The following is a 22,637-nucleotide window of genomic DNA, read 5'->3' as shown; positions in this document are numbered from 1 at the left end:
GCTCGAGCCCGAGGACGCATCCGTGACCGCAGCCGCCGTACCGGCAGCCTCGCCCGCCTCGACGGGCGAGCAGCCTGGCGTACGCCTGGCCCGGTCCCGGCGTAACGCGGAGCTGTCGCTGCTGCTGCTCGCCATGGTGCTGGTGGCGGCGTACGCGGCGACCGTCCAGGCGAACGTGCTGGACACGGTCACCTCGGACTTCTGGATCCCGGCCGCCGCGCTGGGTCTGGTCTTCCTCGGCCTGCACCTGGTGATCCGCTGGCTGGCCCCCTTCGCCGACCCGGCGCTGCTGCCGGCGGTCGCCCTGCTCAACGGCATCGGCGTGGGCTTCCTGCGCCGCTACGACCTGGCGCAGGCGGCCCCCGAGGAGCGCGAGCACCTCGCCATCTTCGCCGGCACCGGGGGGCGGCAGCTCGCCTGGACGCTTGCCGGGGTGGTGCTCGCCGCGGGGCTGCTGGCGATCATGCGGGACCACCGGTCGCTCTCCCGGTACGCGTACACCCTGGGGCTGGCCGGCATCGTGCTGGTGATGATCCCGGCGGTGCTGCCGGCCCGGTTCTCCGAGGTCAACGGTGCCAAGCTATGGATTCGGGCAGGCGGGTTCCAGATCCAGCCGGGCGAGTTCGCGAAGCTGGCCCTGCTCACGTTCTTCGCCTACTACCTCGTCCGCAAGCGGGAGGTGCTGTCGCTGGCCAGCCGCCGGCTGCTCGGCATCGACTTCCCGCGCGGGCGGGACCTCGGCCCGGTGCTGGTGGTCTGGATGATCAGCATCCTGGTCCTGGTCTTCGAGAAAGACCTGGGCACCTCGCTGCTCTACTTCGGCATGTTCGTGGTGACGCTCTACATCGCCACCGAACGGGTCAGCTGGCTCCTGATCGGTCTGGTCCTCTTCTTCGGCGGCGCCTACCTGGCCTACCTGCTGGGCAGCACCGTCGGCGGGCCGTTCGCGAACTTCTACCTGCGCGCGGAGATCTGGCTGGACCCGTTCGGTGACCCGTACAACAAGGGCTACCAGCTCGTCCAGGGCCTGCTCACGCTCGGCAGCGGCGGCCTCTTCGGCGCCGGCCCGGGCGGTGGCCAGCCGACCCTGCTGCCCGAGGTGCAGACCGACTTCATCTTCGCCGGGATCGGCGAGGAGATCGGGCTCTTCGGCCTCTCCGCGCTGCTCGTGGTCTACCTGCTGATCGTCGAGCGGGGGCTGCGGGCGGCGCTGGCGGTGCGGGACTCGTTCGGCAAGCTGCTCGCCGGGGGCCTGGCGTTCACCCTGGGCCTCCAGGTCTTCGTGATCGTCGGCGGGATCAGCAAGCTCATCCCGCTGACCGGCCAGACCACCCCGTTCCTCTCCGCCGGTGGCTCCTCGCTGATGGCGAACTGGCTGCTCATCGCGGTCCTGCTCCGGGTCTCCGACGGCGCCCGCCGCCCGGTGACCGGGGGCGGGCCGGCGGCCCGGCCGTCGGGCGGCCCGCCGGAGCAGCTGCACGGTGCCCCCACGGAGGTGATCCGGCCGTGAACGCACCGCTGCGCCGCGTCGGAGTGGTCGTGATGATCCTGTTCGGGCTGCTCTTCGCGAACCTGAACTGGATCCAGGCCTACAAGGCGGACGAATACCGCAACAGCGACTACAACGGCCGCGTCCAGGTCGCCGAGTACGACCGCAAGCGCGGCAACATCGAGGTTGGCGGCACCGCGTACGCGATCAGCAAGGACACCGGCGGCAAGCTGCGCTTCCTGCGTACCTATCCCGGCGGCGAGGAGTACGCGCACGTGCTCGGCTACCAGCCGGTCACCGGGAGCTCGACCGGCATCGAGCGGACCGAGAACCAGTTCCTCGCCGGCACCAGCGATCAGCTCATCGCCAACCGGGTGAAGGACATGTTCACCGGCGAGCAGTCCGGCGGCGGCAATGTGCTGCTCAGCCTCTCCAAGCGGGCCCAGGACACGGCGTTCAAGCAGCTCCAGGACAACCGGGTCGGCGCGACCAGGGGCGCGGCGATCGCGATCGACCCGCGCACCGGCGCGGTGCAGGCGCTGGTCTCCATGCCGAGCTTCGACCCGAACCCGCTGGTCAGCCACGACACCGGCGCGGCGTCGAAGGCGTTCAACCAGCTCGAGCAGGACAAGGACCGCCCGCTGGCCAACCGGGCGCTCTCGGAGACGCTGCCGCCCGGCTCCACCTTCAAGGTCATCATGTCCGCGGCGGCGCTGCAGAACGGCTACACCAAGCAGACCAAGATCCCGGCCGGGCAGAGCTGGACCCCGCCGACGTCCGGTCAGCCGATCCGGAACGCGGCGGACTCGATCTGCCCGCAGGACGAGGTGACCCTGATCCAGGCGCTCACCGAGTCCTGCAACACCGGCTTTGCTCAGCTCGGCGTGAAACTCGGCGCGGACAAGGTCAAGGACACGGCCCGCCAGTTCGGCTTCGAGCAGGACGACCTCACCGTCGGGCAGCTCAACGAGGGCGGCCTGCCGGTGGCGGCCAGCCGGACCGGGGAGATGACCGCCCCGGGCGGCGCCACCGACCCGGCGGCGCTGGCCCAGTCCTCGATCGGTCAACGCGACGTCCGGATGACCCCGTTGCAGGGTGCGCTGATCGCCGCCTCCGTCGCCAACGGCGGCAGCCAGATGCGGCCGTACCTGGTCAAGCAGCTGCTCGCACCGGACCGCACCACCAGCTACTACACCGCCAAGCCGCGCGAGCTGCGCCAGCCGGTGAGCGGCCAGGTCGCCGGTGACCTGCGGGACATGATGGTCAGCGTGGTGGAGAACGGCACCGGCAAGTCGGCCGCCATCGACGGCTACACCGTCGGGGGCAAGACCGGTACCGCCCAGTCCGGCCCGGGCACCCCCGACCACGGCTGGTTCATCGGCTTCGCCCTGGACAAGAACGGCACCCCCATCTCCGCCGTCTGCGTGGAGCTGGAGCAGGCCGGCTCCGGCGGCAGCCACGAGGCGGCCCGGATCGCCGGCCGGATCATGGCGGCGGCCATCGCCGACTCCGGGGGCCGCTGACATGCTCAGCCCGGGAGTGCAGCTCGGCAACCGCTACCGCCTCGACGAGCGGATCGCCAGCGGCGGCATGGGCGACGTCTGGCGCGGCACCGACCAGGTGCTGGGCCGTACGGTCGCGGTGAAGAGCCTGCTTCCCGCCCTGCTGGACGAGCCGGGCTTCGCCGAGCGGTTCCGCGGCGAGGCCCGCACGATGGCCACCATCAACCACCCCGGTGTGGTCGACGTCTACGACTTCGGCAGCGACCAGCAGGTCGCCTTCCTCGTCATGGAATACGTCGAGGGTGACGCGCTCGCCTCGACGCTGAGCCGGGTCGGGCGGCTCACCCCGGCCCGCACGATGGCCCTGCTGGCGCAGGCCGCCGACGCGCTGCACGCCGCCCACCAGAAGGGAATCGTGCACCGCGACGTGAAGCCGGGCAACCTGCTGGTCCGGCCGAACGGCACGCTGGTGCTCACCGACTTCGGCATCGCCCGCTCCGACCTCGTCGGCCAGCTCACCGCGGCCGGCTCGGTGCTCGGCACCGCCTCGTACATCTCGCCCGAGCAGGCCACCGGCGCGGTCGCCACGCCCGCCTCCGACGTCTACGCGCTCGGCGTGGTCGCCTACCAGTGCCTCGCCGGCCGGCGACCCTTCGAGGGTGACAATCCGCTCGAAATCGCCATGAAGCACGTACGCGAAGCCCCCCGGCCGCTGCCCGCCGACATCCCGCCCCAGGTCAAGGCGATCGTCGAGCGGGCCATGGCGAAGGACCCGGCGGCCCGGTGGCCGAGTGCCGCCGCCCTGTCCAGCGTCGCCCGGCAGGCCAAGCTCGCCCTGTCGCAGCAGGCGCGGGGCGGGGGGCGGCCGATCTCCGGCGTACCCGCCTCGCCGGCCGCCCGGGCGCAGGTCCCGGCCGCGCCGCGACCGCAGCCGCGCCCGCCCACGGCTCCCGCCCATCCGCCGGTCGCGCCGCGGCCGACCGTGGTGGCGCCCGCCCCGCAGCCCCGCCCGCCGGTGGCCCCGCGCGGCGCGGCGACGGTCCCGCCGCCCCGGCAGCACAACCCCCTGGGGTACGCGCCCCCGCCACCGGCCCCGCGCCGGTCCCGTGCCGGCCGGTGGGTGACCGCCATCGTGGTGGCGGTACTGGTCGTCCTCTGCTCCGGCGTGGTTTCCTACTACATCCGGAAGAACGCGGCCGCCGGTGACCCCGGCGCGCGGAATCCGGTGAGCGTGACCTCCGGCGCGCTGCGGGCCCACGGAGGCGACGATCTGGTCCGGACGTCGTACCGTCGGGAGGTACGGCTCCAGCCGGCTGGCGGCGAGACGACGACGAGCGAAGGACGAGAGACGCGATGACAGCGCAGGCCCGCCTGCTCGGTGGCAGGTACCAGGTCGGCGAGCTGCTCGGCTACGGCGGAATGGCGGAGGTGCACCGCGGTCGCGATCTCCGGCTCGGGCGGGACGTCGCGATCAAGATGCTTCGGACGGATCTGGCCAGGGATGCGACATTCCAGATGCGGTTCCGCCGGGAGGCGCAGAACGCCGCCTCGCTGAACCACCCCGCCATCGTCGCCGTGTACGACACCGGCGAGGAGACCGCGCCGACCGGCGAGACACTGCCGTTCATCGTGATGGAGTTCGTCAACGGACGGACCCTCAAGGAGGTGCTGGGCGCCGAGGGGCGGCTCCAGCCGCGCCGGGCGCTGGAGATCTGCGCCGACATGTGCGCGGCGCTGGAGTTCAGCCACCGGCACGGCATCATCCACCGGGACATCAAGCCCGGCAACGTGATGCTCACCCAGACCGGCCAGGTCAAGGTGATGGACTTCGGCATCGCCCGGGCCCTGGCCAGCGGCGCCACCACGATGACCCAGACCAGCGCCGTCATCGGCACCGCGCAGTACCTCTCCCCGGAGCAGGCGCGCGGCGAGGCGGTCGACGCCCGCTCCGACGTGTACGCGGCCGGCTGCGTGCTCTTCGAGCTGCTCTGCGGGCACCCGCCGTTCGTCGGGGACAGCCCGGTCAGCGTCGCGTACCAGCACGTGCGGGAGGCCCCGCCGACGCCGAGCACCATCAACCCGGACGTCAACCCGGCGGTCGACGCCATCGTCCTCAAGGCGCTGTCCAAGAACCCGCTGAACCGCTACCAGAGCGCCGGCGAGATGCGGGCGGACCTGCTCCGCGCCGCGGCCGGCCGGCCGGTGATGGCCACCCCGGTCATGCCGGCCGAGGAGACCGCGCCGATGGCGCCCGCCGCTGCCGCCGGCTACCAGACCCAGGTGATGGGCCCGCAGACCCGCCAGCAGCTGCCGGCCCGGGTGGGCGACCCGCGCAAGCGGAAGAGTTCGTCGTGGGTGATCGCCACCTTCGCCGCGCTCGGTGTGCTGGCGGTGATCGCCCTTGCCGCCGCGCTCTGGCTCAACCAGAAGGGCGCGAACGAGGTCCGGGTGCCGACGCTGGAGGGCAAGAGCCAGGCTGTCGCCGAGCAGGAGGTACGCGCCGCCGGGCTTACCCCAATGCTCGGCGATCCGGTGCAGAACAACACCTGCGAGAAGGGCAGCGTGGCGGGTCAGGCTCCGCCGGCCAACACCACCCTGGAGAAGGGCCGCAGCGTCACGCTCAACATCTGCGGCGGCCCGAAGACGATCACCATCCCGAACATCGTCGGTAACCGGTACGACAACGTGAAGGATCAGCTGGAAGGCTTGGGTCTGCGGGTCGAGCGAGACCCGATCGACAGCGGCGAGCCCAAGGACTCGGTGGTCGACAGCGATCCCAAGCAGGGCAGCCCGGTCGCGGTCGGCACCGTCGTCACGCTCAAGGTCTCCAGGGGCAACCTCAGCGAGGTCCCGAGCGTCGTCGGATTCCCCAAGGACCAGGCCAAGCAGGTGCTGGAGGCCGCCGGTTACCGGGTAAAGATCCGGGACGGTGACGAGGTCACGACGCCGGACCAGGTCGGCAAGGTGAGTTCTCAGGATCCCAAGGCGAAGACCCAGCTCGCCAAGGGCAAGACGGTCACCATCTACGTCGACTTCGCGCCGCCCGAGCCGACCGACTCGGCGACGCCGCCGAGCCCCAGCGGCTCGCCCAGCACTCCGGGCACCGGTGGCGGGTTCCCCTTCCCGACCCCGCCGGCCGGATACTCGGAGCAGTGAGGCATCGAGGCCCCGACTCCGGTCGGGGCCTCGGCGTTGTGGTGACTCCAACTCGGCGACGTGGCGGTGTCCGAGCGGCCGGGACGGCGCAAGCTCGCCGAGCCGGCGGTAGGACAGCCGGTCAGGCGGTGGCGAAGGCGGCCCGCCGGCGGGCGTCCACCTCGGCGGCCAGTTCCGGCGCCCGCTCCAGCGCCGCCGGGTAGCCGCAGACGGCCAGCCAGTTCGCCAGCATGAGGTGACCGCCCTCGGTCAGCACCGACTCGGGGTGGAACTGGACGCCCTCGATCGGCAGGGTGCGGTGCCGCATCGCCATGACCACGCCGGACCCGGTCCAGCCGGTCACCTCCAGCTCGTCGGGGAGCGTCTCCGGCAGCACGGCCAGCGAGTGGTACCGGGTGGCGGTGAACGGGTCGGGCAGGCCGGCCAGCACGCCGACGCCGTGGTGGGTGACCGCGGAGGTCTTGCCGTGCAGCAGCTCCGGGGCCCGGGTGACCGTGGCGCCGAACGCCTCGCCGATGGCCTGGTGGCCGAGGCAGACGCCGAAGAGCGGCAGCTTGCCGGCGTACTCCCGGATGACGTCCAGGCAGATGCCGGCGCGGTCCGGGCTGCCCGGGCCGGGCGACAGCAGCACGCCCGCGGCCCCGACCCGGCCCACCTCGGCGACGTCGATCTCGTCGTTGCGCCGGACCTCGCAGTCCACCCCGAGCTGGCCCAGGTACTGCACCAGGTTGAAGACGAACGAGTCGTAGTTGTCGATCACCAGGACGCGCATCGGGGTCACCTGTTCGGGGTGGTGGGCGGGGCGTTGTTGGTGTGCGTGCTGTAGGGGATCTCCTCCTCGCTCGGGCTCCCGCTGGGCACGGTGAGCCCGCCCCCGGAGTCGTCGCCCGGCACGCCCGAGTCCTGGGTGACCTGGACGTCGTCGAAGGGGAGCAGCGGCTCAGCCCACGGGAAGACCACGAACCAGAGCAGGGCGACGGCCGCCGCGGCGAGCAGCACCGAGCCGACCAGCTTCCCGGCCCGCCCGAACGGCAGCTTGCGCCAGATCCACGCGTACATCGTCAGCCTTCCAGCTCCGGCGGCCGGCCCACCGACTTGGCCACCACGTGGTCCAGCCGGGCGTGGATGATCAGTCGCTGGTAGTTGTCGAACTTGGGGTTGCAGGTGGTCAGGGTGAGCAGCTTCTCGGTCGGCTTCGCGCCCGGCTCGCCCGGCACCGGTGCGACCACCTCGACCTGGTCCGGCCGGACGACCCGCTGCTGGTAGACCTTGTAGACGAACCACTGGCTCTGGCTCTCGACCACGATGTCGTCGCCCGGGTCGAGCTCGTCCAGCCGCCAGAAGGTGGCCCGGATGCGGTGCCCCGCGACGGCGAAGTTGCCCACCTCGCCCGGCAGGGCGCTCTTCGGGTAGTGGCCCGGGGCGTACCGGATGTCGTCCGGGGTGACCCCCTCGACCACGACCCAGTGCTTGTCGAGCTTGGGGATGTAGAGCCCGGCGACCGGCTTGCCCTCGGCCGGGGCCGTGGCCTTCGGGGTGGGGCCGGTCGGCCCGACCGTCGGGTCGGTGTTGCCGCCCCACTCCTGGGCGAGCTGGCTGCTCAGGTCGTTCTGGTGGGCGTCGACGATCACCGACTTGCCCCAGATCTCGTACCCGGCGAAGAGCAGCACCACCAGGCCGAAGGTGATCAGCACCTCGCCGGTGAGCCGGACCCCGGTGCGCAGCCGCGAACCGATGGTGGGCCGGGTGAGCTCGGAGTAGACGCTCTTGTAGCCCTCGCCGGTCTGCTCGGGGCGCAGCCGCACCACCCGCTCGCCCCGCCGCGGGCGGGGCGGCTCGGCCGGGGCGGCGGCGGGGTCGTCACCGGTCTTCTCGGGCAGCGGCGGGACGGCACCCATCAGCGCGGTCGAGTCCAGGGCGGGGGCCGTCGGGGGGCGGCCGGTGACCGCCGGGATGATCGCGGTCGCCGCCGGGTCCGCGCCCGGGCCGCCCGCTTCCGGCCGTCCGGGGCCGCCGGTGCCCGGCCGCGCCGAGTGGGTCGCCTGCGGTCGTGCCGGGCCACCCGCCTGCGGTCCGCCGGCCGGCGCGCCGGCAACCGGCGCCGCCTCGCCGGCGCGGCCCGGCGTGCCCTCGTTCGACGCGACGGGGTCCGCCGACCGGCCGGTCACCCGGGGGAGGATCGCGGTGGGCGCGTCACCGGGCGCGGCGGGCCGTATCGCCGGTGGCGGGGTGGCGGGACCGGGCTGTCCGGCGATCCGGCGGCCCGGCTGCTCGGTGCCGCTCGCGGCCGGCGCGGTCCGGCCGCCCGCAGCGGTATCCGACCCGTCGGCGACCGGGCCGGCACTCCCGGGTCCGGCGGCACCCGCGCCAGCGGTCCACGCTGCCTCGGGAATCAACGGGCCAGGGCTGGCGTCCGGGACCGTTCCGGGCCCGCGGTCGGCGCGGTCGCCGGGCGCGGCGGGGCTCGGCTTGGCGGGCGCGGTCGGGCTCAGGGTGGCGGCAGCGGCCGCGCCGGGCCAGGGCGGGGGCGGCTCGGCCTGCAGGCGCCGTGGTGGCTCCGTGGGCAGGCGGCGCGGCATCTGGTCGTCGTCGACGTGGTGACCGCCGAGGGCGCTTCCGGGCTGGGGCGGCTCGCCTCGCTGAGTCGCCCGGGCGTCCGCCGCCGGCCGGTGCGGATCGTGGGCGGGCGTCGGGTGCGCGTCCGGGGCGGCCGGCGGGCGCTGGTCCGGGCCGGCGCTCCGGGGCGGCTCCTGCTCGCTGGCGGCCGGGCCGCCCGCCAGGGGGCCTTCCGGGCGCCGGTCATGGGCGGGGGGTGTGGTGGGGAACCCCTCGTCGGTCGTCGACTGCGGCTCGGTCGGCTCGGGCCAGGGCAGGCTGATCGCGCGTGCGGTCGGCGCGGGCCGCTCGACCCGGGGGAGGATCGCGGTGGAGTCGGCGCTGTGGTCGCGGTGTCGCCCGCTGCGCTCCTGGGGATCCTCGGAGGTCACCGGGGAACCTTCGCGGAGCGGAGCGCGGTCGAGTCCTCGAACGCCGGGACGCTGACCGTGGAGACGGACTCGGAGTAGCCGAGCTGGTAGTGGTCGACCGCTTCCCTGAACAACCGGACTCCCTCGGACGCGGCGAGGGCCTGCTGGAGCGAGGCGGGGTCGCCGATTGCCACGATCTTGAAAGGAGGGGAGTACACCCGGCCGTGCAGCAGCAGGGTGTTTCCGACGCAGCGTACCGCGCTGGTGCTGAGCACGCGGACATTCATGATTGACATGGCCTCGGCCCCACCCGCCCAGAGCGCGTTCACCACCGCCTGGACGTCGCCCTGATGGACCACCAGGTCGTCGTTGCTGGCACCTTTGGGCAGGGTCTGGTCGGCCCGCCGGGGAGCGTCGTTCAGCTCGATGGTGACCCCGGGGCCGGTCAGGGCGGTGAATCCGGCGACCTGCAGGCTGGCGGCGGCGCGATCGCGCTGGTCCTTGATCGGGCCGTCGGTGTCGGCGAGCGCGGCGGTCTGCTCCTCGACCTCGGCACGCAGCCGGGCGGCCTGCTCCTCGCTCGCCGCGACCTGTTCGCGCCGGTCCTCGATGAGCTGGGTGAGCTGGGGTCGGCGGTCCTCCCGCAGGGATGTGCCGCCCGCGGTGGTCGCGGTGGTGGTGAAGAGCAGGCCCGCCGCGGCGGCGATCAGGGGTACGCCGATCGACCAGCCCGGGCGGCGCTGCCGTGGCCGCCTGGGCAGCAGGCCGGCGACCGCCCGCCGGAGGACCTTCTGCCAGGAGGCGGCGCCGGACGTGTACTCCACCGGGCGTTCCCTTTCCCGTCGTTCCGTACCGGCCCGCGATGACGCGAACCGGTGTACTCGACCCGAAAAGTCCCACCCTTTTCGGTCACTCCGTGCACCGGCCTGACCCCATTCGTGGCCTGGAGGGCCCGTCGGGACTACGCTAGCTGTCGAACATTATTGGCCATGGACCGTCGCCCCCGCGCCCGGTTGTCAGGCCGGACGAGGTCAGTACCCCCCTCTGGAGAGCGTCGTGCCCAAGTCTCAGGTCCGCAAGAAGAAGGTGTACACCCCGCCGACGGACGTGCGTCCGACGGCGACGGCGGCGACGCGCAAGCCTAGCCCGGTCTGGCTGCCGATCACCGCCGTCGCGCTGATCGTCGTCGGCATCGGCTGGCTGGTCGTGTACTACCTCTCCGAGCAGGCGTATCCGGTGGCGACCTGGGGCTACTGGAACCTCGCAGTCGGCTTCGGCGCGATGGTCTCCTCGCTGATCCTGCTCTCCCGCTGGCGCTGACGACGTCGACGGCCTGCCCGGTCCCCGCTGCGACGACGTCGCCCGGCGCCGCTGACGCCGCGCGACCTGCAGCCGTCGGGGGTCGGGCCGTCGTCCTGTCCCGCCCCGGTCGGCCGCCGCTGACCGGTTACACCGCCGCCGGACCGATGCCGGTACGTCACGGCACACGGCCCCTGCCCGGCACGCGTCGTCGGGTCCCCCTAAGGTGTCGGCAGGGCGGCGTGGCCGGGTGCGAGATGACTCACGTTACTGCTGGGTAACCTTGCGCGTAGGCTGCACTGCATGACCGAGCGGAGCGAGGTCATCGGCCGGTCGGGTCGGGGTGGCGGATAGCGGCGGAAACGCCGGCCCCTCCCCGGACCGCTCCCGGTCGCCGAGCCGCTCGACCAGGCAGCAGACCGGGAGGCCAACTCGATGGGCAGCGTCCAGATCGTCACCACGATCCTCGCGGCCGCCATCACCGCGGTGGCGGTGTGGCTTGCGGTGCGCGCGGTCATGAAGATGACTGCCGTCATCCGGCTCGGGCAACCCGCGCCGGAGCGGTTCGCCGACAAGGGCGCCCGCACGAAGAAGATGCTCGTGGAGACCGCCGGTCACACCCGCATGCTCAAGTGGAGCGTGGTCGGCGCCGCGCACTGGTTCGTGATGGTCGGGTTCATCGTGCTGTCGCTGCTGGTGCTCGAGGCGTACTTCGAGGTGGTCACCCCCGGCGGCGGCCTGCCGATCATCCGGCACTGGACCGTCTTCGGCCTGGCCACCGAGTGGATCGGGATCCTGGGCCTGGCCGGCATCCTGGTGCTGATGACGATCCGGCTGCGCAGCCGGCCCAACCGGCCGGGCAACCGCTCCCGGTTCACCGGCTCGACCATGTGGCAGGGCTACTTCGTCGAGTGGGTCGTGCTGCTGGTCCTGATCTTCGGCTTCGTGATCCGGGGCTTCAAGGTCGCCACCGACCACTTCGAGTACCCGGTCTGGGCCACCCCGCTCAGCCACGCGGTCGGTGCCGCGCTGCCGGCCTGGACGGCCGGCGTCAGCGTTGCGGCGCTCATCAAGATCGCCATCTCGATGACCTGGCTCATCGTGATCTCGCTGAACGTCACCATGGGTGTCGCCTGGCACCGCTTCCTGGCGTTCCCGAACATCTTCTTCAAGCGCGACCCGGAGAAGTCGGCCGGCTCCGGCCTCGGCCCGCTGCGCCCGATGACGAGCGAGGGCAAGCCGCTCGACTTCGAGGAGGCCGACCCGGAGAAGGACCAGTTCGGCGTCGCCCAGGTCGAGCAGTTCACCTGGAAGGGCCTGCTGGACTTCAGCACCTGCACCGAGTGCGGCCGCTGCCAGTCGCAGTGCCCGGCCTGGAACACCGGCAAGCCGCTGTCGCCGAAGCTGCTCGTGCTCAGCCTGCGCGACCACGCGTACGCCAAGGCGCCGTACCTGCTGGCCGGCGGCGGCAAGGACCTGACCGGCGAGGAGAAGGCGACCCAGGAGCAGCTGGCCGGGGTCGACGTGCTGGCCCTGGCCGAGGCGGACCGGCCGCTGATCGGCACCGCCGAGGAGGGCGGCGTCATCGACCCGGACGTGCTCTGGTCCTGCACCACCTGCGGCGCCTGCGTCGAGCAGTGCCCGGTGGACATCGAGCACGTGGACCACATCGTCGACATGCGCCGCTACCAGGTGCTGATCGAGTCGAGCTTCCCGTCCGAGGCCGGCGTCATGCTCCGCAACCTGGAGAACAAGGGCAACCCGTGGGGCGCCCCGCAGAACACCCGCGAGGACTGGACCAAGGGCCTCGACTTCGAGGTGCCCCGGGTCGGCGAGGTCGACGACTTCGAGTACCTGTTCTGGGTCGGCTGCGCCGGCGCGTTCGAGGACCGGGCGAAGAAGACCACCCGGGCGGTCGCCACGCTGCTCAACGAGGCCGGCGTGAAGTTCGCCATCCTCGGCGAGGGCGAGACCTGCAGCGGTGACCCGGCCCGCCGGATCGGCAACGAGTTCGTCTTCCAGATGCTCGCCCAGCAGAACGTCGAGACCCTCAACGAGGCGTTCGAGGGCCGGGAGAAGAGCAAGCGCAAGATCGTGGCCACCTGCCCGCACTGCTTCAACACGCTGGGCAACGAGTACGGGCAGCTCGGCGGCGAGTTCGAGGTGGTACACCACACCCAGCTCCTGGCCCACCTGGTCGCCACCGGCAAGCTCACCCCGGTGCAGCCGGTCGACGGTGGCCTGACCTACCACGACCCCTGCTACCTGGGCCGGCACAACCGGGTCTTCACCCCGCCGCGCGAGGTCCTCGGCAGCGCGCTGGGTGGTGCCGAGATCACCGAGATGCCGCGTAACAGCGAGCGCTCCTTCTGCTGCGGCGCCGGCGGTGCCCGGATGTGGATGGAGGAGAAGATCGGCAAGCGGATCAACGTGGACCGGGTCGAGGAGGCCATGTCCACCGGGGCGAAGACCATCGCGGTCGGCTGCCCGTTCTGCTCGACGATGCTCAACGACGGGGTCAACGGCAAGGGCGCGGGCGAGCAGGTCGAGGTCGTCGACGTCGCCAGCGTGCTGCTCCGCTCGGTCAAGCCGGACACCCCGGCCGGCGAGAAGGAGGCCGAGCCGGTCGCCGGCTGAGGCGTACCCCGGAACGAGCTGATCCACGACGGCGGCGGCACCCACGCGGTGCCGCCGCCGTCGTCGGTCCGGCGGCCGCGGCGGCCACCGGCACCGCGGCCTGCGTCGACGCCAGGCCCGTGGAACAATCACGCTCATCGACGGCCTGCTGGTTACCACGCTGTTGCCCCTGGTCGGATTCGTTCTGCTGACCGCCGGCAACGCGTTCTTCGTCGCGGCCGAGTTCGCCCTGGTCACCGTCGACCGCGCGGAGATCGACCGGCGGGTCGGCGAGGGCGACGGCCGGGCCGCCACGGTACGCCGCGCGCTGCGCGAGCTCTCCTTCCAGCTCTCCGGCGCGCAGCTCGGCATCACCATCACCGCGCTGCTCACCGGCTACCTGGCCGAGCCGGCCCTGGCCCGGCTCTTCGCCCCGCTGCTCGGTCCCCTCGGCGGGGCGGAGCGGCTCAGCGGGCTGCTCGCCCTGGCCCTGGCCACCCTCATCTCGATGCTCTTCGGCGAGCTGGTGCCGAAGAACCTGGCGCTGGCCCGGCCGATGCCGGCCGCGCTGACCACCGCCGGGCCGATGCGGACCTTCTCCCGCACCTTCGGCTGGCTGATCCGGCTGCTCAACGACTCGGCGAACCGGCTGGTCCGGCGCCTCGGCGTGGAGCCGCAGGAGGAACTGGCCAGTGCCCGGTCCCCGGAGGAACTGGGGCTGCTCGCCGCGATCTCGGCCCGGGCCGGCGCGCTCCCGCCGGACACCGCGATGCTGCTGCGCCGCACCATCCGGTTCGGCGACAAGCGGGCCGCCGAGGCGATGACCCCCCGGGTCGACGTGATCGCGTTGCGGGCCACCGCCACGGTCGCCGAGCTGCTGGACCTGTCCCAGCAGACCGGCCGCACCCGGTTTCCGGTCTACGAGGAGACGCTCGACCTGGTCACCGGGGTCGCCGGGGTGCCGGACGCGCTCGGCGTGCCGCTGGCGCACCGGGCGGCGACCACCGTCGCCGCGGTCGCCCGCGAGCCGGTGTACGTGCCGGAGAGCCTCGACCTCGACGGGGTGCTCGCGGCCCTCAAGGCGGCCGGCGCGGACCTGGCCATCGTGGTGGACGAGTACGGCGGCACGGACGGCGTGGTGACCGTGGAGGACCTCGTCGAGGAGCTGGTCGGCGAGATCGCCGACGAGTTCGACCCGGACGCGGTCGACGACCTCGGTCCGGTCGAGCTGACCGTGCCCGGCGGCGAGCGGACCGTCCTGGTGGACGGCGTGCTGCGCTCCGACGAAATGGTCGAGCAGACCGGCTTCCGGCTGCCCGAGGGGCCGTACGAGACCCTCGCCGGCTTCCTGATGGCCCGGCTGGGGCACATCCCGGTGCCGGGGGAGGCCGTCGACGAGGCCGGGTACGAGTTCACCGTCGTGGAGGTCGACCGGCACCGCGTCGAGCAGGTCCGGGTGGTCCGCCCCGAGGAGCCCGACGACGGTGAGTGAGCTCCTGGTCGCGGTCCTGCTGCTGCTCGGCAACGCCTTCTTCGTGGGCAGCGAGTTCGCCCTGATCGCCTCCCGGCGGACGGTGATCGAGCCGCTCGCGGCGGTGTCCAAGCGGGCCCGCTGGGCCCTCGCCGCGATGAACCAGATCCCACTGATGATCGCCGGGGCGCAGCTCGGCATCACGGTCTGCTCACTGGGCCTCGGCGCGATCGCCGAGCCGGCGCTGGCCCACCTGCTGGAGGCACCGTTCGAGGCGCTCGGCCTGCCGGCCTCGGCCGTGCACCCGGTGGCGTTCGTGATCGCCCTGGGCGTGGTGGTCTTCCTGCACACCGTGGTCGGCGAGATGGTGCCGAAGAACATCACCCTGGCCGGCCCGGAGCCGTCGGCGCTCTGGCTCGGCCCGCTGATGCTGGCGTTCTGCGTCGCCACCAAGCCGCTGCTGCTCGCCATGAAGTGGTCGGCCCGGCAGGTGCTGCGGCTGTGGCGGGTCGAGGCGACCGACGCCGTGAAGACCGTGTTCACCGCGGAGGAGCTGGCCGGCCTGGTCTCCCAGGCGCGTACCGAGGGGCTGCTGGACGCGGAGGAGCACGCCCGGATCACCGGCGCGCTGGCCCTGCACAGCCGTACGGCGGCCGACGCGCTGCAACCCTGGTCGACGGTCACCACGGTGGCCGAGGACGTCTCACCGGCCTCGCTGGAGGTGCTGGCGACCCGGACCGGCCGGTCCCGGTTCCCGGTGGTGCAGCGGTCCACCCGCCGGGTGCTCGGCTTCGTCCACGTCAAGGACGTGCTCGGCTACGCGGGGGCGAGCCGCCGCGCCCCGGTGCCCGCCGAGGTCTACCGGCCGCTGGCGGTGGTGCCGCCGGACCGTACGCTGGCCGACCTGCTGCTCTCGATGCGGCGGGAGCGGCGGCACATGGTCCTGGTGAGTGACGGTCGCCGACCCCTCGGCGTGGTGACGCTCGACGATGTATTGACGGCCATCGTTGGCACGTAGGCGAATACCCTTGGTACACAAGCCGTCGCGCAGGCGTAATTGAACGAATGGTCGCCTTGATTCCACCCCGTCGCCTTCCCTAATGTGGGGCACCGACCGCTGTGGGTCGTCTGCCTCGACCTTCCCTCTCTCGGGGCGCCCGGCGGTCGGTTGCAAAGGAGTCCGTGCCGGTGGCAACCCTGCCCCCTCATCGCCACGCCCCGAGCCAGCCGCCCGTCCGACCGGTCGGCGCGCGGGTCGTACGCCGTCTCCTCACCCTGGTCGCGGCCGTCGCGGTCGGCGCCGGGCTGCTGGCGGCTCCGGCGCACGCGGCGCCGTCGGTGGATGAGATCGACGCACAGATCGACAAGCAGTGGGAACAGCTCGAGCCCACCATCGAGAGCTACAACAAGATTCGGTCCCAGCTCAAGGTCAACCAGAAGAAGTCGGACGACCTCGAGAAGAAGATGGTGCCGCTGGAGCTGGAGTCGGCCCTGGCGATGAACCGGGTCGGCGACATGGCGGCCCGCTACTACATCCAGGGTCCCTCGCAGGAGATCGGCGCGCTGCTGGTGAGCACCAAGCCGGGCACCCTCGGCGAGCAGCTCGTCATCCTCGACCGGCTGGCCGAGGAGCAGCACAAGCAGATCGCCGGCGTGCTCGCCGTCCGCGACAAGTACAACCGGCAGAAGCAGAAGCTGGACGCGCTGATCGCCACCCAGATCAAGCAGCGGGACGAGCTGGCGGCGAAGAAGAAGCAGATCGACTCCGAGATCAAGCGGCTGACCAAGATGCTGCCGGTGACCTCGATCCGCCCGGAGGGCTGCCCGGCCATCGACGGCGTGGTGAGCAGCGCCGCCCGGATCGCGATCAAGACCGCCTGCGCGCAGGTCGGCGACCCGTACGTCTGGGGCGCCACCGGGCCGAACTCCTTCGACTGCTCCGGTCTCACCCAGTACGCCTACAAGGCGGCGGGCATCTACCTCACCCACTTCACGGGCGCGCAGTGGAACGAGGGCCGGGCGGTCTCCCGCGCCGACGCCCGACCAGGTGATCTGGTCTTCTTCTACAGCGACCTGCACCATGTCGGGCTCTACCTCGGCAACGGGCTGATGGTGCACGCGCCCCGGACCGGCAAACCGGTCCAGGTCGCGAAGGTGGCCTACATGCCGGTCGCCGGCTACCGCCGGGTCACCTGACCCGCCCAGAGCAGCACGAAGGCCCCCGGTCCGCGCGGACCGGGGGCCTTCGTCGTCCCGACGGGACTACTCCGGAGAGCCGACCGACGCCGGCTGGATCTGCACGTCGTCCAGATTCACGAACATCACGCGGTGGCCGAACTGGATCTGCACGTACCGGTTCTCGCCCCGGATCACGGTCCAGTCACCCGGCGAGGAGCCGTCGAAGGTGACGGCGCGGTAGTACTCGCCCGGCAGGACCCCGCCGACCGCGTACCGCTGGCCCGCGGCGAAGGTGTACTGGAGCGGGGAGATGGTCTGGTACGGCACCCCGGCCGGGTAGGCCGCCCGCTCGGGGTAGGCCCGCCCGTACACCGGGATGGTGGTCTTCCCGGGCTTGGGCGTCACCACAGAGCCCTGCGCCCACTTCGCGGTGGGCGCGGCGGCCGGGTTGTAGAACCAGGCCTTCTGGCCGAGGTACCAGATCGCCGTCCAGTCGCCCTGCACGTCCGCCAGGGCGTACGTCTGACCGGCCGAGGCGCGGGCGCCGTGGTCGGAGATGTACATGGTGTCCGGCGTGCCGTTCGGGCGCAGGCCGCGGTCGTTGACCAGCGGCGCGAGCTCGCTCGGCGCGGTGTGCAGGATGACCGAGGAAGAGCCGCGGAGCGGGCACGGCGCGGCCGGCGGCGTCGGCTTCGGCACGCCCGGCGGCTGCTGGTTGCAGCCGATGAAGGCGGGCTGGTTGGTGGCGTAGTCCGGGTCGATGGTGACCAGGCCGCTGTGCGGCGTGCCGGTGCCCTGGAACGGCGCCTTCATCAGGTCGAAGTAGTGCGACCAGTCCCAGTAGGGGCCCGGGTCCCAGTGCATGCCGGCCACGGTGCCCGCGGTGGTGCCGGGCACGTTGTCGTGGCCGAGGATGTGCTGCCGGTCCAGCGGGACCTGGAACCGCAGCGCCAGGTGGCGGACCAGCTTGGCCGAGGTGCGGTACATCGCCTCGGTGTACCAGGTGCCGTGGCCGGCGAAGCCCTCGTGCTCGATGCCGATGGACTTGGCGTTGACGTACCAGTTGCCGGCGTGCCAGCCCACGTCCTTGGCCTTGATGTGCTGGGCGATGTAGCCGTCCGCCGAGCGCAGCGTGTAGTGCCAGCCCAGGTAGGTCTTGTCCTTGACCAGGTTCACGCTGGGACCGAAGTAGCCCTCGGTGTCGTGGATGACGATGTACTCGATCTTCTGCTGGGCGGGCCGGGCGCCCAGGTCGTGGTTGCCGTAGTCGCCGGCGCCCGGGCCGTACTTCTCGTACGGCGCGGGGATCCACTCGCAGGCGACGCGGACCGGGCACTCCAGCCCGTCCGGCCGCTCGGCGCGGCGCAGCCCCAGCTTGTGCAGCCCGGACTCGTCCGGCGTCACCGCCGCGGCGGCGAGGGTCACCCGCTGCCCGTCGTCGGTGGTCCGGCTGGCGCCCTGGCCGATCTGGTCGTACACCTCGTCGGCGAAGGCCGCCGCGGCGTCCTCGGTGTCCGCGCCGGAGTAGCGGGCCACCGCGCCGTACCAGGCCGCCGGGTCGCTGCCGGCACCGACCGGCCCGCCCAGTGCCTTCTGGTACGACGCGAGCAGCGCCGCCCCGCCGCGGATGTTGGCGGTGGCGTCGCTGCGCAGCGTCTCCACCGACAGGCCGGTGAGCGCGGCGGCGGCGTCGACGGTCTGCAGGGACGCCTGGGGCAGCACGTCCCCGGACGGCGCGGCGGCGATGGCCGGGTCGACGGTGAGCGGTCGTGCGTCGTCGCCCCGCGGGTCCTCGTTCTCGTCCACGTGCGCGCTGGACGGGGTCGAGGCCACCTGCTCGGCGTCGGTCAGGTGCATCGGGCCGTAGCCGCCGCTGGTGCTGGGCTGGCCCGCGTGGGTGTCCCAGCGGGACTCCAGGTAGGAGACGCCGAGCAGGACGTTCTGCGGCACGCCGTACTCGCCGGCCGCCGCGGCGTACTGCTGCTGGCGGTCGACGGTGGGGGCGGTGATGGGTTCGGCGGCCACCGGGCCGGTGGCCGCGAGGGCAGCGGTCGCCGCGACGGCGGCGGCCAGCAGTATCCGTCTGCCCGACGGCGGGGGTGAGAGGTGCATCAAACCTCCAGACAGGGATGGGGGTCACTGCGACCCTCACCCTCACTCCGCACCCGCCCTGTGGTCAATAGCTTTCCGGATAGTGATGTGGGTTGAAAAAAATCTTCGACCGGGCTGGAGTGGCCGCGAATTCCCGTACGGAGTGTCACGGCGTCTCGGGTTGCTAATTGATAACGGCCATCTCTACTCTGGTCAATCGTCGACCGGCAGCTTCACGACCCAGCCCGGGTGGTGACGGTCCGACACCGCCGAGTCGCCTCCGGGCGAGCCGGGGACCCAGGTATCTGGGGTGAATCCGCAGCCACTGCGGTAGGGCGGCTCCCTTCCCGCCCGAACCCGTCAGCTAACCCGGTAGGCGGTCGGGAAGAAGGAGTACGGAGCCCGGTGGCACACCATGCCCCGCGGCCACCGTCGATCCGGTCGGTCGACCGGGTGACGGCTGCGCCGCGTTCACGCTGGTCCCGCTGCACCACCGCCCTCGCCGCCCTGGTCGGCACCGCCGTCATCCTGACCGGCGGCGCCACGGCGGCCCACGCCGAACCGTCGGTCGCCGAGATCGAAGCCCAGATCGACCGGGACTGGAACAAGCTCGAACCGATCATCGAGCAGGTCAACGCCACCCGCGGGGACCTCGCCGTCAAGCGCAAGCAGGCCGCGGCGCTGGCCAAGCAGATCGCCCCGCTGCAGGCCCAGGTGGACGCCGCGCTCGGCCGGGTCGGCGGGCTCGCCGCCGACGCCTACAAGGGGGACAACCTCTCCACCGTCAACGCGCTGCTGGGCAGCCGGTCGCCGGGCGAGGTGGTCGACAGCCTGGAACTGCTCGACCGCTTCGCCCACCGCCAGCAGCAGCAGGTGCAGGCCGTCGCCGACCTGCGCGACCAGCTGGCCGCGAAGAAGAAGCCGCTGGACCTGATGATCGCCAAGCTGGCCCGCACCGAGGCCCAGCTCGCGGCGCAGAAGAAGCAGATCGACGCCGAGATCGCCCGGCTCCAGAAGCTGCGGCTCAAGGTCTACGGCAACGGCGGCGGCGGCCCGCTGCGTCCCGCCCCCTGCCCCGCCGGCTACCCGGGCGGCCCCGCCGGGGTCGCGGTCAAGTTCGCCTGCGCCCAGATCGGCAAGATCTACGTCTGGGGTGCCGCCGGCCCGGACCACTACGACTGCTCCGGCCTCACCATGGCGGCCTGGGCCAAGGCCGGGGTCTCCCTGCCGCACAACGCCGCCCAGCAGCACGACGTCACCCGGCGGGTGAGCCGCAGCGAGCTGCGCGCCGGTGACCTGGTCTTCTACTACAGCGACCTGCACCACGTGGCGATGTACGTCGGTGGCGGCTGGGTGGTGCACGCCTCCCAGTCCGGCAAACCGATCACGATGAAACGCGTCGACGACGGCCAGATCAACAGCTACGGCCGCCCGGGCTGAGCGGCAAGCAGGGGCCCCTTCTTAACGCGTGAGGTAGAGGAAGGGGCCCCGCTTAACGCGCTGGCGCTGCTCAGCGGGTGGGCCAGACCCGCCAGTTCTGCCAGGAGCGGCTCGGGGTGGGGCCGCGCTGGCCCTGGTAGCGCGAGCCGTAGATCTCGGAGCCGTACGGGTGTTCGGCCGGCGAGGAGAGCCGGAAGATGCAGAGCTGCCCGATCTTCATGCCCGGCCAGAGGGTGATCGGCAGGTTCGCCACGTTGGAGAGCTCCAGCGTGACGTGTCCGGAGAAGCCGGGGTCGATGAAGCCCGCCGTCGAGTGGGTGAGCAGCCCGAGCCGGCCCAGGCTGGACTTGCCCTCCAGCCGGCCGGCGAGCTGGTCGCCGAGCGAGATCACCTCAAGCGTCGAAGCGAGCACGAACTCGCCCGGGTGCAGGACGAACGGCTCGCCCTCCGGCACCTCCACCATCGAGGTCAGGTCGTCCTGCTGGACCGCCGGGTCGATGTGCGTGTAGAGGTGGTTGTTGAAGACCCGGAAGAGCCGGTCCAGGCGTACGTCGATGCTGGACGGTTGCACCAGCGTGGGCTCGAAGGGCTCCAGAGCGAGCGTGCCTGCCTTGATCTCGGTGACCAGGTCCCGGTCGGAGAGCAGCATCGGAACACCATAGCGACCAGAACGGGTGACCTGCGTGTCGGACTACATCTTCGTACACCTGTTCGATAGAATGTCCACATGGCTTCCTGGTCCGAATTCGCCGCCGACGAGCCCCGACTCGCCGACGAGATCCGCCTTCTCCTGCAGCAGTACGGGCCGGGCTTCGGCTACCTCGCCACAGTCCGCGCCGACGGAGGTCCCCGGGTCCACCCGGTCTCTCCGGTGATCACCGACGACGGGCTCTACTGCTTCGTCATCGACTCGCCCAAGCGCCGCGACCTCGAACGCGACGGCCGCTACGCCCTGCACTCGTTCCCGCCCGAGGAGAGCGACGACGAGGCGTACGTCGCCGGTCGGGCCCGCCCGGTGAGCGACCCGGCGACCGTGGCCCGGCTGGCCGAGCTGGGCCGCGCCGCGCCGCAGGTCGACTGGCGGCTGTTCGAGTTCACCGTCGACGTGGCGATGCTCACCCGGCGTGACCAGACGACCCGGCCCGGCGCCGGCCGGCCGCAGGTAAGGGTCTGGCTCGACCCGCGGGCGACCGGCCCGACCCGCCGTACCGCCGCCGAGGTCCGGCGCGGCCGGCACGGCTTCGATACCCGCCGCCCGGCCGCCTGAGCCCACCAAAGCGCCGGTGCCGGCCCCGTCCGAGGACGGGACCGGCACCGGCGTTCCGCGTTCAGCGCGGGATGGTCATGCCGCGCGGTAGGCGTTCCACGCGGTCAGCATCCGGCTCGCCTGACCAGCGGTGAACTGGTACATGCACGAGTCGTAGGTGTAGTCCATGAAGTTGGTGATCGGGTCCAGGCCGGCCGCAGCGCAGGTGTCCCGCCCGGTGGGGCACTGGAACGCCGGCGAGCTCTCGGCGGGGGTGTCGTCGACGCTGTCGCCCGAGCCGGAGCAGCCACCCTGGAAGGTGTGGTAGAGGTTCAGCCAGTGGCCGATCTCGTGGGTGCCGGTGTCGCCCTGGTTGTAGTTGGTCGCGGTGCCACCCGGCAGCGACTCGCTCAGCGCAACCACGCCGTCCATGCTGTCGAGCTTGCGCTTCGGGAAGGTGGCCCAGCCGAGCAGGTCGTCGCTCAGCTCGCCCAGGTAGATGTTGAGGGTGCTCTTGCCGCCCTCACGCAGCGAGGACTTCATCTGCCGCTCCGCCGAGGAGCCCTGGACGATCGGGTACCACGCCGCGTTGGTGACGTGGTGCACCTTCTGGAGCTGGAAGCTGAAGGCGGTCGGGGCGCCGCCGGTGGCGCCGCTGTAGGCCTTGTTCAGCACGTCGATCTGCTGGGTGACCATCGAGTCCGGGATGTTGCCGCCGGCGCGGGTGGTGTCCCGCTGGATGACGTGCACGACGACCTGGATGGTGACGGTGGCCAGCGGAGCGGCGGCCTGGGCGCCACCCCGGAAGGCGGCCCGCTCACGCAGGGCGGCGGCGAGGTCGGCCTCGCGGTCGCGGACCTGCTGGGCGGTCAGCTCGTTTGGGTCGAGCTTGCTGCTGCCACCCTTCGCGACCCGGGCGTTCGAGTGCGCGTCGGCCGGCTCGGCGCAGGAGCCGCCCGGGGCGGCGGAGAAGGCCGACGCAGCGGGGACGACGCCAACGGCGCCGGTGCTCAGCAGCAGCGCGAGGGTCGTCGACGCGACGCCGGCGGCCCGCCGGGTCAGCAGGTTGGGACGGAGTCCCATGGGCCCACCTCTTTCTGCCGGCGCGACAGGGGGGTATGTCACGCCGAGTCGGAGAACGTTGGGGAGACGTTACAACCGATCGAAGGATTTGAAAACGACC

At 72.1% G+C, this 22,637-nt stretch carries 18 protein-coding genes and 1 riboswitch; of the genes, 11 read left to right on the top strand and 7 right to left on the bottom strand.

Annotated elements, in window-relative coordinates:
- Positions 1–22 precede the first annotated feature (22 nt).
- The 4 genes from Q2K19_RS10855 to pknB are packed head-to-tail and all read left to right on the top strand — an operon-like array spanning position 23 to position 6,147.
- On the top strand, positions 23–1,510 hold the full coding sequence (locus Q2K19_RS10855) for an FtsW/RodA/SpoVE family cell cycle protein (protein ID WP_446839673.1): 1,488 nt from the start codon (positions 23–25) through the stop codon (positions 1,508–1,510).
- Positions 1,507–3,012: a peptidoglycan D,D-transpeptidase FtsI family protein gene (locus tag Q2K19_RS10850; protein ID WP_302770122.1), complete on the top strand. Its 1,506-nt coding sequence runs from the start codon at positions 1,507–1,509 to the stop codon at positions 3,010–3,012. The genes Q2K19_RS10855 and Q2K19_RS10850 overlap by 4 nt, the downstream gene beginning before the upstream one ends.
- Position 3,013: 1 nt before the next feature.
- Positions 3,014–4,348 (top strand): serine/threonine protein kinase, encoded by a 1,335-nt coding sequence (locus Q2K19_RS10845; protein ID WP_302770120.1) that lies wholly within the window; start codon positions 3,014–3,016, stop codon positions 4,346–4,348.
- Positions 4,345–6,147: a Stk1 family PASTA domain-containing Ser/Thr kinase gene (gene pknB, locus Q2K19_RS10840; RefSeq protein WP_302770118.1), complete on the top strand. Its 1,803-nt coding sequence runs from the start codon at positions 4,345–4,347 to the stop codon at positions 6,145–6,147. Before Q2K19_RS10845 ends, pknB begins: the two co-directional genes overlap by 4 nt.
- Before the next feature lie 121 nt (positions 6,148–6,268).
- On the opposite strand, the gene Q2K19_RS10835 is transcribed toward pknB, so the two are convergent.
- The 4 genes from Q2K19_RS10835 to Q2K19_RS10820 all read right to left on the bottom strand — a co-directional run bounded on the left by Q2K19_RS10835 (position 6,269) and on the right by Q2K19_RS10820 (position 9,937).
- Complete coding sequence (locus Q2K19_RS10835; RefSeq protein WP_302770116.1) at positions 6,269–6,919, bottom strand: aminodeoxychorismate/anthranilate synthase component II; 651 nt, start codon at positions 6,917–6,919, stop codon at positions 6,269–6,271.
- 5 nt (positions 6,920–6,924) lie between these two features.
- Positions 6,925–7,206: a hypothetical protein gene (locus Q2K19_RS10830; RefSeq protein ID WP_302770114.1), complete on the bottom strand. Its 282-nt coding sequence runs from the start codon at positions 7,204–7,206 to the stop codon at positions 6,925–6,927.
- 2 nt (positions 7,207–7,208) lie between these two features.
- The gene (locus Q2K19_RS10825) at positions 7,209–8,726 is read right to left on the bottom strand and encodes a class E sortase (protein WP_446839816.1); all 1,518 of its coding nucleotides are present in this window, start codon (positions 8,724–8,726) and stop codon (positions 7,209–7,211) included.
- A 404-nt stretch (positions 8,727–9,130) separates the two neighbouring features.
- Entirely contained in the window at positions 9,131–9,937 is an 807-nt protein-coding gene (locus Q2K19_RS10820) for a DUF881 domain-containing protein (protein WP_302770110.1), read from the bottom strand.
- Positions 9,938–10,169: 232 nt separating this feature from the next.
- On the opposite strand from Q2K19_RS10820, the gene Q2K19_RS10815 reads away from it, so the two are divergent.
- From Q2K19_RS10815 to Q2K19_RS10795, 5 genes are all read left to right on the top strand, one after another.
- Positions 10,170–10,433, top strand: a complete 264-nt coding sequence (locus tag Q2K19_RS10815; protein ID WP_091264673.1) for a cell division protein CrgA — start codon at positions 10,170–10,172, stop codon at positions 10,431–10,433.
- A gap of 414 nt (positions 10,434–10,847) precedes the next feature.
- Entirely contained in the window at positions 10,848–13,049 is a 2,202-nt protein-coding gene (locus tag Q2K19_RS10810; protein ID WP_302770104.1) for a (Fe-S)-binding protein, read from the top strand.
- A gap of 163 nt (positions 13,050–13,212) precedes the next feature.
- Positions 13,213–14,520: a hemolysin family protein gene (locus Q2K19_RS10805; RefSeq protein WP_302770102.1), complete on the top strand. Its 1,308-nt coding sequence runs from the start codon at positions 13,213–13,215 to the stop codon at positions 14,518–14,520.
- Complete coding sequence (locus tag Q2K19_RS10800; RefSeq protein WP_302770100.1) at positions 14,513–15,517, top strand: hemolysin family protein; 1,005 nt, start codon at positions 14,513–14,515, stop codon at positions 15,515–15,517. Before Q2K19_RS10805 ends, Q2K19_RS10800 begins: the two co-directional genes overlap by 8 nt.
- A 164-nt stretch (positions 15,518–15,681) precedes the next feature.
- Positions 15,682–16,695 (top strand): C40 family peptidase, encoded by a 1,014-nt coding sequence (locus Q2K19_RS10795; RefSeq protein ID WP_302770097.1) that lies wholly within the window; start codon positions 15,682–15,684, stop codon positions 16,693–16,695.
- 66 nt (positions 16,696–16,761) lie between these two features.
- Here Q2K19_RS10795 and Q2K19_RS10790 read toward each other — a convergent pair whose 3' ends face one another.
- Complete coding sequence (locus tag Q2K19_RS10790; RefSeq protein ID WP_302770095.1) at positions 16,762–18,789, bottom strand: N-acetylmuramoyl-L-alanine amidase; 2,028 nt, start codon at positions 18,787–18,789, stop codon at positions 16,762–16,764.
- A 236-nt stretch (positions 18,790–19,025) separates the two neighbouring features.
- Positions 19,026–19,161: riboswitch (cyclic di-AMP (ydaO/yuaA leader) on the top strand.
- Positions 19,162–19,173: 12 nt separating this feature from the next.
- On the opposite strand from Q2K19_RS10790, the gene Q2K19_RS10785 reads away from it, so the two are divergent.
- Positions 19,174–20,208 carry a C40 family peptidase gene (locus tag Q2K19_RS10785; RefSeq protein ID WP_302770092.1) on the top strand — a complete coding sequence of 345 codons (1,035 nt, stop codon included), beginning with the start codon at positions 19,174–19,176 and terminating at the stop codon, positions 20,206–20,208.
- Between the two features lie 70 nt (positions 20,209–20,278).
- Here Q2K19_RS10785 and dcd read toward each other — a convergent pair whose 3' ends face one another.
- A complete protein-coding gene (gene dcd / locus Q2K19_RS10780) occupies positions 20,279–20,857 on the bottom strand; it encodes a dCTP deaminase (protein WP_302770091.1) in 579 nt (192 codons plus the stop codon).
- Between the two features lie 78 nt (positions 20,858–20,935).
- Here dcd and Q2K19_RS10775 point away from each other — a divergent pair, with 78 nt between their 5' ends.
- Positions 20,936–21,475, top strand: a complete 540-nt coding sequence (locus Q2K19_RS10775) for a pyridoxamine 5'-phosphate oxidase family protein (RefSeq protein ID WP_302770089.1) — start codon at positions 20,936–20,938, stop codon at positions 21,473–21,475.
- 75 nt (positions 21,476–21,550) lie between these two features.
- Here the strand turns inward: Q2K19_RS10775 and Q2K19_RS10770 are convergent, their stop codons facing one another.
- Positions 21,551–22,537 carry a zinc metalloprotease gene (locus tag Q2K19_RS10770; protein WP_302770087.1) on the bottom strand — a complete coding sequence of 329 codons (987 nt, stop codon included), beginning with the start codon at positions 22,535–22,537 and terminating at the stop codon, positions 21,551–21,553.
- Between the last annotated feature and the right edge of the window lie 100 nt (positions 22,538–22,637).

Source organism: Micromonospora sp. NBRC 110009 (assembly GCF_030518795.1).
GTDB lineage: Bacteria > Actinomycetota > Actinomycetes > Mycobacteriales > Micromonosporaceae > Micromonospora.
Note: the sequence above shows the minus strand (reverse complement) of the source record. Positions and strands in the feature narration are given on the sequence as shown.

Bases quoted from the DNA above. Each gene is read 5' to 3' on its own strand.
- Q2K19_RS10775 (WP_302770089.1), top strand. From the start codon at position 20,936: ATGGCTTCCTGGTCCGAATTCGCCGCCGACGAGCCCCGACTCGCCGAC.
- Q2K19_RS10790 (WP_302770095.1), bottom strand. From the start codon at position 18,789: ATGCACCTCTCACCCCCGCCGTCGGGCAGACGGATACTGCTGGCCGCC.
- Q2K19_RS10770 (WP_302770087.1), bottom strand. From the start codon at position 22,537: ATGGGACTCCGTCCCAACCTGCTGACCCGGCGGGCCGCCGGCGTCGCG.
- Q2K19_RS10835 (WP_302770116.1), bottom strand. From the start codon at position 6,919: ATGCGCGTCCTGGTGATCGACAACTACGACTCGTTCGTCTTCAACCTG.
- pknB (WP_302770118.1), top strand. From the start codon at position 4,345: ATGACAGCGCAGGCCCGCCTGCTCGGTGGCAGGTACCAGGTCGGCGAG.
- Q2K19_RS10830 (WP_302770114.1), bottom strand. From the start codon at position 7,206: ATGTACGCGTGGATCTGGCGCAAGCTGCCGTTCGGGCGGGCCGGGAAG.
- Q2K19_RS10845 (WP_302770120.1), top strand. From the start codon at position 3,014: ATGCTCAGCCCGGGAGTGCAGCTCGGCAACCGCTACCGCCTCGACGAG.
- dcd (WP_302770091.1), bottom strand. From the start codon at position 20,857: ATGCTGCTCTCCGACCGGGACCTGGTCACCGAGATCAAGGCAGGCACG.
- Q2K19_RS10825 (WP_446839816.1), bottom strand. From the start codon at position 8,726: ATGCCGCGCCGCCTGCCCACGGAGCCACCACGGCGCCTGCAGGCCGAG.
- Q2K19_RS10810 (WP_302770104.1), top strand. From the start codon at position 10,848: ATGGGCAGCGTCCAGATCGTCACCACGATCCTCGCGGCCGCCATCACC.